The 10,384-nt window shown below is 73.5% G+C and carries 8 protein-coding genes and 1 tRNA gene; 6 read left to right on the top strand and 3 right to left on the bottom strand.

The window, feature by feature from the left end; genetic code table 11:
• From AC1DP0_RS11560 to AC1DP0_RS11550, 3 genes are all read left to right on the top strand, one after another.
• Nucleotides 1-1,376: MinD/ParA family ATP-binding protein (locus tag AC1DP0_RS11560; RefSeq protein ID WP_478084716.1), on the top strand; the 1,376-nt coding region annotated here is incomplete at its 5' end.
• 37 nt (nucleotides 1,377-1,413) lie between these two features.
• The gene (locus AC1DP0_RS11555) at nucleotides 1,414-2,241 is read left to right on the top strand and encodes an NAD-dependent epimerase/dehydratase family protein (protein ID WP_478084715.1); all 828 of its coding nucleotides are present in this window, start codon (nucleotides 1,414-1,416) and stop codon (nucleotides 2,239-2,241) included.
• Between the two features lie 174 nt (nucleotides 2,242-2,415).
• A tRNA-Leu gene (locus AC1DP0_RS11550) sits at nucleotides 2,416-2,498 on the top strand.
• Nucleotides 2,499-2,566: 68 nt separating this feature from the next.
• On the opposite strand, the gene AC1DP0_RS11545 is transcribed toward AC1DP0_RS11550, so the two are convergent.
• A complete protein-coding gene (locus tag AC1DP0_RS11545; protein WP_478084714.1) occupies nucleotides 2,567-4,354 on the bottom strand; it encodes a DNA polymerase IV in 1,788 nt (595 codons plus the stop codon).
• A 72-nt stretch (nucleotides 4,355-4,426) separates the two neighbouring features.
• On the opposite strand from AC1DP0_RS11545, the gene AC1DP0_RS11540 reads away from it, so the two are divergent.
• Complete coding sequence (locus tag AC1DP0_RS11540) at nucleotides 4,427-5,425, top strand: serine/threonine-protein kinase (protein WP_478084713.1); 999 nt, start codon at nucleotides 4,427-4,429, stop codon at nucleotides 5,423-5,425.
• Between the two features lie 59 nt (nucleotides 5,426-5,484).
• The gene (locus AC1DP0_RS11535; protein WP_478084712.1) at nucleotides 5,485-6,135 is read left to right on the top strand and encodes an LON peptidase substrate-binding domain-containing protein; all 651 of its coding nucleotides are present in this window, start codon (nucleotides 5,485-5,487) and stop codon (nucleotides 6,133-6,135) included.
• 246 nt (nucleotides 6,136-6,381) lie between these two features.
• On the opposite strand, the gene AC1DP0_RS11530 is transcribed toward AC1DP0_RS11535, so the two are convergent.
• Both AC1DP0_RS11530 and AC1DP0_RS11525 read right to left on the bottom strand, forming a co-directional pair.
• Nucleotides 6,382-7,089, bottom strand: coding sequence for a M50 family metallopeptidase (locus AC1DP0_RS11530; RefSeq protein ID WP_478084711.1), 708 nt, complete (start codon nucleotides 7,087-7,089; stop codon nucleotides 6,382-6,384).
• A gap of 46 nt (nucleotides 7,090-7,135) precedes the next feature.
• Nucleotides 7,136-8,071: a 2-dehydropantoate 2-reductase gene (locus AC1DP0_RS11525; protein WP_478084710.1), complete on the bottom strand. Its 936-nt coding sequence runs from the start codon at nucleotides 8,069-8,071 to the stop codon at nucleotides 7,136-7,138.
• Nucleotides 8,072-8,198: 127 nt separating this feature from the next.
• Here AC1DP0_RS11525 and AC1DP0_RS11520 point away from each other — a divergent pair.
• Nucleotides 8,199-10,384 (top strand): molybdopterin-dependent oxidoreductase (locus AC1DP0_RS11520; RefSeq protein WP_478084709.1); only part of this gene is annotated, 2,186 nt, incomplete at its 3' end.

Below are 10,384 nucleotides of genomic sequence, written 5' to 3'. Positions count from 1 at the left end.
GCTTCACTCTCCCCATCCCGACGGCGACGGCTGCTGCGGACCAGCCCGAGCAGGCTCCGGCCGACCCGTGGAGCTCGACGTGGGAGGACATCTCGTGGCAGTCGGCAGAGTCCGGCGAGACGAACGCCTGGAGCGACTGGGAGCCCGCCGACACCGCCGACTCCGCCGACTCCGCGACGTCCCACGATTCGGCGGCGAGCAGCACCGAGTCGCAGACGCACACCGGATGGACACCCGCGGGCTCGACCCTGGGCGGGCACGCTGCGGCACGGCGGGCGTATGCCGGCCGGCCGGCCGTCGATCCCGACGTGGCCGCCGCGTCGGCCGCGTCCTCCGCGTCCTCCGCGTCCTCCGCGTCCTCCGCGTCCACTCAGTCCACCGTGGCGGTCGAGGAGGGGCACGATGCCCAGCCCCCGGCATACGACCTGGCTCCCGCGTCGCCCACCGGGCCCTCCGTGCGCCCGAGCGCCGAGGACCTCATCTCGGCCCGGTCCAAGGGCCAGCGCCAGAAGCTCAAGGCCAGCTCGGGTCTGCGGAGGGCCTTCGGTCTCGGGCCGAGCGTCCGGGAGCGTCTCGAGCGGGACCGGCTCGACCGGATCGCGCGCCCCGTCAGCGGCCGCAAGACGATCATGGTCATCAACACCAAGGGCGGCGGCGGCAAGACGCTCGTCACGCTGATGCTCGCCAGCTACCTCGGGCGCTACCGCTCGGGCTCGGTCCTCGCGTGGGACAACAACGAGACCGAGGGCACCCTCGGCATGCGGGCACCGTCCCAGAGCCACCACCGCACGGTCGTCGACCTGCTAGGTGCGCTGCCCACGATCGCCGACGACCCGCATGCCGGGACGTCGGAGCTCGCCCACTGGGTGCGGGAGCAGCGCGGCATGTCCTTCGACGTGCTGGCCTCGGCCGACGACGACGAGGCGATGCGCATCATCGGCGAGCAGGAGTTCGAGGACCTCCACACGCAGCTGTCGCGCTTCTACCGGATGATCGTCGTCGACACGGGCAACAACCGGCTGTCGCCGAACTGGCTCGCGGCCGCCGCGCGCGCCGACCTGCTCGTCTTCGCGACCTCGCTCAAGGACGACACGTCGGTCGTCGCGGCCAAGAACCTCGATGCGCTCGTGGCCATGGGCCGGGGGGACCTCGTGCGCAACGCGGTCTGCGTCATCTCGCACACGTCGGCCCGGAGCAACGACATCGGTGCCGGCGTGCACACGCGCGAGCACTTCGAGCAGTGGGTGCGCGCCGTCGTCGACATCCCCTACGACCCGATGCTTGCGCCCGGCCTGCACCTCGACCCGCTGAAGATCAACCGCAAGACGCACGAGTCGTGCATGGAGATGGCGGCCGCGGTCGTCGACGGCCTCTGAGCGAGCGGCCCGGAGGCCGGGCGGGTACRCCGTCGACGTGGCACTCATTGCGCTGACCGGCGCCTCCGGGCGCATCGCGACGACGCTGCGCCCGCGGCTGCGGGTGGCCGGCCACCGGCTCGTGCTCTGCGACGCCCCGGGCGTGGCCGTGCCGGGCGTCGACGCAGCGACGGAGTGGGCCGTCGAGTGCGACCTGCGCGATGTGGACGGGCAGGCCGAGGCGTTCGCCGGCGCCGACCTCGTCGTGCACCTCGGCGCCTACGCGGACGAGCGTCCGTGGGAGGACATCCTCGCCGTCAACATCGACGGCACGCGCGCCGTCTGCGAGGCGGCACGTCGCGCCGGGGTGGGCCGGATGCTGCTCGCGAGCTCGGTCCACGCCGCGGGCTACCTGCCGGCCGACTCCGCTCTCGTGCGCGAGGGGATGCCGTTGCCGGCGCCCGACACGTACTACGGCGTCAGCAAGGCGGCCCTCGAGGCGCTCGGCGGGTTGTATGCCGGCCGCTTCGGCATGACCGTCGTCAGCGCGCGGATCATGGTGTTCCGTGACCTCGCGGACGGTCCGGCGCCCTCGCTGCGGTCGTGGTTCTCGCCCGACGACATGGCACGGCTCGTGCTCGCCACCCTGACCACGACGGCTACCGGGCACCACGTCGTCTGGGGTGTCTCCCGCAACACGCGCCGGGTCGTGGACCTCGCGCCGGGGCTCGCCATCGGCTTCGACCCCCAGGACGACGCGGAGCAGCACGCTCCCGCCGCGGAAGTTCTCGACCCCAGCGGTCCACGCGGGATGCTCGGCGGCGGCTTCGCCGACCCGGCATACCTCCTCGGTGAACCGCACGGCGGGGCCCGCGGCGGCGGCTGAGGGACCTGCGCCCCCCGGCGGCGGCTGAGGAACTTGCGCCCGCGGCGGGATGAGGTGCGCGATGGTGCTGCGTCCGGTGTGGTGATCACCCCACTCGCCGCAGCACCATCCGGCGCTTCATCAGTGCCGGTTTGGCGTAACCCAGTCTCATACAGCACACTGTCTCCTTGTCACGCGCGAGTGGCGGAATGGCAGACGCGCTGGCTTCAGGTGCCAGTGTCCGAAAGGGCGTGGGGGTTCAAATCCCCCCTCGCGCACAGAATGTGGGGAGTTCTCCACGACCCCGGCCGGGTGGCCCGACGAGAGTCGGACCGCCCGGCCGCTGTCATGTGCCCGCTTCGACGGGCAGGAGCGCCGCGGCGTCACCGAGCTCGCGGAGGTCCGGCACGGCGGTCAGCCTTGGCGGTGGGGTCGGCGCTGGTGGCGCGACCCGCATCAGGAGCGTGCGGCGCACGTCGAACGTGTGCTCGGGGCCTGGTGGCGTGCCGGGGCCCTCGAACCGGACGGTGACGACTCCGTCGTCGACGTGCGCGATCCAGCCGGGTCCGTGCTCGTTGTGCTCGACGTCCAGCCCGACCGCACACGTGTGCACCGTCAACGGGGTGGGCAGGCGCTCGCCGTCCCAGTCGTCATCGGAGGCGTCCGCCGCGTCGTCGGCCGGCACGGGTGTGTCCGCGGCCGCGCACGTCGTGCTGTCGAGGGCCTCGTCCGGCTCGTGGCTGCAGTCGAGCGGCGCCATCTCGGCCACTGGCGCGATCGCCGGGTCCTGCGTGGCGGCGGGCCCGCGCGGCAGGCGCAGCTGCGCCCAGTGGGTGAGCCCCGACAGCGCCACCCCGAGCAGGCGGACCGGATCCACCGGGTCCGCAGCCGTCAACGCGGCCACGGCCGCCTCCCGCAGCTCGGCAGCGTCCGAGGTCGGCTGGGCCAGGGTGACGGAACGGGTCACCGTCGTGAAGTCGGACAGGCGGACCTTCACCGTGACGGTGCGGGCGCCGCCACCGTGCCGGTGCAGCCGCCGAAGCGCCCGCGACAACACGTCCTCGAGCGCCCCCGGCAGCTCCCACCGGCGCAGGTCCTCCGCGAAGGTGCGTTCCGCGCCGACGCTCTTCGCCTGCCGCTCGACCACGACGGGGCGGGGGTCATCGCCGCGAGCAAGCCGGTACAAGTTCCAGCCGGCAGCCTCCCCGAGCGTCCGGATCAGGTCGTCACGGCTGGTCGCGCGGAGGTCGGCGACCGTGACGATCCCGAGGCGGCGCAGCGTCGCGTCCGTCGCCGGCCCGACGCCAGGCAGCGCCGAAACCGGCTTGGGCAGGAGGAACTCGTCCTCCATCTCGGGTGGCACGACGGTGAACCCGTGCGGCTTCTCCGCGTCCGAGGCGAGCTTGGCGATCAGCTTCGAGCGCCCCACGCCGACGGAGACGACCAGCCCGGACCGGTTGTAGATGAGCCGGCGCGCCAGGTCCGCACCCCCGACCGGGTCGCTCGCGAACGGGCCGGCGGCCAGGTCGACGAACGCCTCGTCGAGGCTGACCGGCTGGACCAGCGGCGACAGCCGGCGCAGCGTGTCCATGATCAGCGCGCTGTGCGCCGCGTACGCCGGGAACCGGGGTGTCAGGACCGTCGCCGACGGGCACAGGACCCGGGCCTGCGCCATCGGCATCGCCGAGTGGCACCCGAAGGCGCGCGCCTCGTAGTTCGCGGTCGCAACCACGCCGCGCGGGCCGGTCCCGCCAACCAGCACGGGGGTGCGCGCCAGCGACTGCTTCTGACGCGTCTCGACCGACGCGAAGAACGAGTCGGCGTCGACGTGCATCACGCTCGCGTCCTCACGCACCCGCGCACCCCCCGTCGAACCGACCTTTCTCCTCCACTGTGCCTCACGCGCTCGAGCGGGCCGCAGCCCCTCCCGGGGACGCGGGCGATGCACGCGCGGGCAGCTCGGCGTGAACCTGTCCCTGAGGACCTCGAAGCGCGGACGGGTGCGAGATGTCCCTGAATCGCCTGTTCGGGGAGCCCCACGGTGGGGTACGTGACTCGGAGCCGTGCATCCGGGGGCCGGTTCAGCAGAGATTCCAACCCAGGGACGCTCAACCGTCCCGGGGTCCCGTACCATGACCGCTGACGAAGGCCCTTGAGATGTCAACAGACGCGCACCTTCAGTCCGAAAGCCACGGGTGCCACTGACATGAACCGCTTGCATGAAGGGTTCGTGCTGGGCGACCGCTACCACCTGGAGAAGCGCATCGCCTCCGGGGGGATGGCCGACGTGTGGGCCGGGACCGACGCGGTGCTGCAGCGCGAGGTCGCCGTCAAGGTCATGCGTCCTGACGCCGACCATGAGCGCCTGTTCGCGCTCCGGTTCCGCGACGAGGCCGTGCACTCGGCCGCCCTGATGCACACCAACATCGCCACCGTCTTCGACTACGGCGAGGACCAGGGCCTGGCCTTCCTCGTCATGGAGCTCGTCTCCGGTCAGCCGCTGTCGGCGGTCCTCAACCAGCGCGGCCCCCTGCCGCCGAGCGAGGTGCGCTCGATCATGGGTCAGGCCGCGCTCGCTCTCGGCGTCGCGCACGAGGCGCGGGTCGTGCACCGCGACATCAAGCCGGCCAACATCATGGTGCGCGACGACGGCCTTGTGAAGCTCACCGACTTCGGCATCGCGCGCGCCCTCGACGCCAGCGGCCACACGCAGCACGGCGAGATGCTGGGCACCCCGAACTACATCAGCCCGGAGCAGGCCCTCGGCCACGCGGCGACGGGCGCGAGCGACCTCTACGCCCTCGGCGTGGTGGGGCACGAGATGCTCTCGGGCCGGCGCCCCTTCGACCGCGGCACACCGATCGCGACGGCTCTGAGCCACGTCAACGAGCCGTCCCCACCGCTGCCGGACGACGTCCCCGAGGACCTGCGTGACCTCATCCTCGAGTGCCTCGAGAAGGATCCCGAGAAGCGACCGGCCAACGCCGCCGCGGTCGCGGTCCGGCTCGGACTCGGCGACCAGGAGCTGCGCGGTCTGGCGCTCGGCCTGGCCACGGCCATCAACGGGTCGCCCGCGGAGATGCTGGACGAGGTCGACGAGCTCCACGGTGAGGTCCGGGAGGGTTCGACGACCGGTTCGCGGCCCGCGGTCGACCCCGACCAGCTCGGGGCGACGCAGGCGATGCCGTCCGGGGCCCGGGACTGACCCAGCCGGGGTTGCACACCGCCCCCGGCGCCCGCAGCGTTCAGACCTAGTCTGGACGCGTGGCGACCTTGCCGCTGTTCCCGCTCGGCACCGTGCTCATGCCCGGTGCCCGGTTGCCGTTGCAGATCTTCGAGCCGCGCTACGTCCAGCTGCTGAAGGACCTGCTCGACGGGCAGGACCAGCGGCCCCCCGTCTTCGGCGTCGTCGCCATCCGCGAGGGGTTCGAGGTCGGCGAGGACGGCGTCCGTGCCCTCCATCCCGTCGGCTGCGGCGCCCTGCTCATGCAGGCCGCGGCCCTCGACGGCGAGCGCTACCTCGTGGTCTCGGAGGGGACCGACCGTTTCCGCGTCGACGACATCGACGAGGCGGCCGGCACGCCGTACACCACGGCCCGCGTCACCTGGCTGCCCGAGCGCGACGGCGACGTGGCCACGGTCGTCGAGCTCGCCACCCGGCTGCGTGCCGAGCTGGCTGCGTTCGCCGCGGCCACCGGGACCGAGCCCGAGCTCCCCACGGACGACCGCTCGCTGGCGTATGCCGTGTCGGAGACCGTGAGCCTCGACGTCGAGGACCGCCAGCGCCTCCTCTCGAGCACCGACACCGAGTCGCGTCTGCGCCTGGGGCTCCAGCTCGCCCGACGCGAGCGCGAGTTCGCCTCCGCCCTGGGTGCGGTCGCCCCGCCTCCGACCCCGCCGTTCAGCCTCAACTGATCCGGCGCGAAGGGCCGCACTCCCGGGCGGCGTGGGCATGGACCAACCCGACGGCACCGTGGTCCTCCCCTGGATGCCCCTGGATGCCCCTGGATGCCGCCGGGTCGGTGCCGCGGTCGACCGTGTACTGACCGCGGCATTCCCCGAGGGGTGGTGCGGGTGACCCCCTGACTCGCTCACCCAGTCCTCGCTTACCCAACCGCGGCTGCGCTGATCACCGGCGAACCACACGGCATACGCCATCGGTCAGCGCAGGGTGGCGACGACCTCAGCCGCGACGACCCACGTGGCCAGGGCGCAGACCGCCACGAAGGAGAGGTTCCAGAGCAGGCGGGGCACGGGTGTCAGTGACGCAAGGACGCCGGGGTCGCTGCCGCGGCTGCGGTCACGGAGCACCGCGGTCAGGTGGCGCCACGCCCCGACGAGGAGCACGACCCCGAAACCGACGAGCACCTGCGCCTGCAGCGCGTCGTCCCGCCACCACCACAGGGCGGCCGAGCCGGCGGTCACGACGACCATGACGACGACCGTCAGCACCGACCTGACCCGGATCAGGGCGAAGAGCAGGATGGCCAGCCCGGCTGTTATGAGGGGAGCCGACGAGCCGCCTTCGGCGGCCCACACCATCGCCGCGCCGAGCAGGGCCGGCATCGGGTAGCCCGCCCACGTCGAGGCGACGCGACCGGCGCCTCCCACCGGCCCGCGGGTCACGGCGTGACCGGACATGTCACCGCGAAGGACGAACCCGGTGAACTGGCGACCGACGAGGACCCCCACGACCGCGTGGCCGAGCTCGTGCACGAGGGTGACGGCGAGGCGGACGACCCGCCAGAGCGGATCGACGGCGACGAGGGCGAGGGCGATGCCCAGGACGACGAGCAGGCGGGGCGCGGTGAGCGCCACGTCGCCGGTGGCCGGGACCACCCGGTCGCGCACCGTCTCGAACCACTCCACGGACGCAGAACCTAGCCGACCCGGTTGCGACCTCCTCGGGGCGGCGTCACCGGGGAAGGGCGCGGGGGTGGCGCCCCGTCAGCACCTCGAGCAGCAGCCGGTGCAGCGGCACGGCGACGCCGGAGGCGGCGGCGAGGCGCACGACCGCTCCGGTCCAGGCGTCGAGCTCGGACGGTCGGTCCTCGAGCAGGTCGCGCTGCAAGGTCGTCGTCCCGTCAGCGGGCTGGTCGTCGACGTAGGCCATCGTGCCCGCCACGACGGAGTCCGGCAGGCGTATGCCGCGTGCCCGGGCCAGCGCCTCCACCTCGCGCATCGCCGCCTCGAGGAGGAGACGGCTCGACGGCTCGGTGCGCAGCTCGCCGATCGTGGCGTCGAGCGCCGCGCCGAGGCTGCCGAACGGCACGACGAAGAGCATCTTCGACCAGAGCTCGGCCCAGATGTCCTCAGGCACCGGTGACCTCGCGCCGGAGTCGATGATCGCCTCGCGGAGCCGCACCACCCGCTCGGACGGTGGCCCGGGCGTGGCCGACCACTCGCCGAGGGCGAGGGACCCCGGGCCTCCCGCGTGCGTGATGCGCCCCGGGCCGTCGGTGTGGACGAAGATCTTGGCGATGCCGGGCAGCACCGTCCCGCGTCCGGCGGCCGCGGCGACCTGGTCGGGCGCCTCGACACCGTTCTGCGTCGTGACGACCGCGGTGTCCGGGCCGATGAGGGTCGGCAGCGCCGCGAGCACCGGCGGCAGCTGCCACGTCTTGACGGCGAGCAGCACGACGTCGACCGGGCCGATCGAGGCGATGTCGTCGGTGGCCTGCGCCGGCTGCACGGTGAAGTCGCCGAGGACGCTCGTGACGACGAGCCCGTTGGCCCGGATCGCGTCGAGGTGGGCGCCGCGAGCCAGGAACGTCACGTCGTGACCGGCCGCCGCCAGCCGGCCACCGAAGTAGCCGCCGACCCCACCCGTTCCGAGCACCGCGATCCGCATGACCGTGCCTCCTCGTCGCGGGCCCGCGACCGGACCCCTCGACACCATCATCGCGCTGGGGCCGCTGCGCAGGTAGCGTCGGTGAGGATCGTCTCGTCCCGACGCAATGACGGCTGCAGGAGGCCTCATGGAGCTCACCACCACGGTCAACGACGAGGCGCGGGTCGTCGAGATCGACGGCACCGAGTCGGCGGTCGACGTCGTCCGCGACGGACTCGGGCTGACCGGCACGAAGCTCGTCTGCGGCAGCGGCGTCTGCGGCGCCTGCACGGTGCTCGTCGACGGCGAGCCGGTGCTCGGCTGCCTGACTCCGGCCACCCGGTTGCGGGACGCGAACGTCACGACCGTCGAGGGCCTCGCCGACGGGGACGACCTGCACCCGGTCCAGCGCGCGTTCGCCCACCACGACGGACTCCAGTGCGGCTACTGCACACCGGGATTCGTCGTCAGCGCCGTCGCCTTCCACGACCGGTGGCGGGCCGAGCACGGTGCCGACGGGTCGGACGGTCCCGACCGCCAGACCATCGCCGAGGCGCTCGCGGGCCACCTGTGCCGGTGCGGCTCCTACGAGGGGATCTACCGCGCCGTGGCGGCCGCGTGCCGCGGCGAGCACGACGACGGAGCTCCTGACGGCGACGGCGGCCACCGCGTCGAGCGCGTCGAGCGCGTCGAGGCGCCGGCCAAGCTCACCGGCGCTGCCGTCTACACGACCGACGTCGTGCTGCCCGGCATGCTGCACGCCGCGATCCGCCGCTCCGATCTGGCCGCCGGGGTCGTCGGGCCGATCACCTTCCCCGACGGCGTCCTCGGGATCGACGTGCTGGGTGACGACCGTCGCGTCCGGTGGGCCGGCCAGCCGATCGCCGTCGTCGCTGCGGAGTCCGCGGCGGCTGCCCGCCGTGCTGCGCGCGAGCTGACGGTGCCGTTCACGGCTCAGCCGTTCGTCCTCGACCCCGCCGAGGCCGTCCGCCCGGGCGCCCCTCTCGTCTACGCGACGCGGGCGGACCGCAAGGGGGCGCCGAGCGCCGGCGAGGGTGGCTCGATGCCGGCGCCGTGGGACGGCAACACCCACGGCCCGTCGCGCGCCCCGTTCCTCGGCACCGTCGCCAAGCGGCGCATCCGGTCGGCCCGCTCCGAGGGGCGTCGGGGTCTCGTCGACCTCGAGTTCCACACGGCCGCACAGCTGCACACCGCCTTCGAGCCGCATGCCTGCGTCGCCGACTGGAGCGACCCGCAGTACCTCCGGGTGTGGCTCAGCACCCAGGGCGTCGGGGTGATGCGCCTCGAGATCGCCGAGCACTTCGACCTCGACCCGACCCGCGTCGAGGTCGTCGCCGAGCACGTCGGCGGCGGCTTCGGGGCCAAGCTCAGCCTGACGACCGAGGCCGTCGCCGCGATCTCGCTCAGCCGTCTCAGCCGCCGACCGGTGCGCCTCGTGCTGGACCGGCACGAGGAGCTGACGGGCACGGGCAACCGTCCCGGAAGCCGCTCTCGCGTCTCCCTCCTCGTCGACGACGACACCCAGGCGATCCGGGCGCTCACCGTCGACACCGACAGTCACGCCGGCGTCGCCGTGGGCAACGGCGTCGCGTCGCTCGCCATGCTCGTCTACGACCGCACGCCGCGCCTGGCCCGGGACGTCGACGTCGTCACGAACGCCCCTCCCGGCGCGCCCTTCCGGGGCCCCGGCGGCCCGACGATCGCCTGGGCCCTCGAGCAGACCGTCGACGAGGCGGCCCACCGCTTCGGCCGCGACCCGATCGAGCTGCGCGCGCAGTGGGACGGCAACCAGAAGCGCCAGGCGCTCTACCGGTGGGCGTCGGAGCTCCCGACGTGGCAGGCGCGTCCGGCGACCGGGAGCCAGACCGGCCGCTACCGCCGCGGCGTCGGGTTCGCCGCGGCCAACTGGCTCTACCTCGTCGACCCCGACTGCGAGGTCGTCGTCTCGGTCCAGGGCGGCCGTCTCGTGGCCTCGACCGCGGTGCAGGACATGGGGACGGGCAGCCGCACGGTGCTCGCCCGTGCCGTCGCCGGCGTCTTCGGCGTCGACCCGACCGCGGTGGACGTCCGTCTCGGGCACGCGCACAGCGGCGCGACCCACGGGCCGGCCTCGGGTGGCAGCCGCACGACCGTCTCCCTCTGGTCGACGGCCGTCGAGGCGGCCACCAGCCTTCGCGCCCGCATCGGCACCGACCTCGCCGGGGCCCCCGACGGGGTGTCGGCCACGGCGACGCGCGGGGGTGACCGCGGCCTGCGCGCCGTGCCCGTGACGAGAAACGGCGTCCAGATCGGCCGGGGATTCTCAGCGGCCGT

Source organism: Terrabacter sp. P5_B1 (assembly GCF_056400505.1).
The sequence above is the reverse complement of the archived record's forward strand: the minus strand, read 5'-3'. Positions and strand labels throughout refer to the sequence as shown.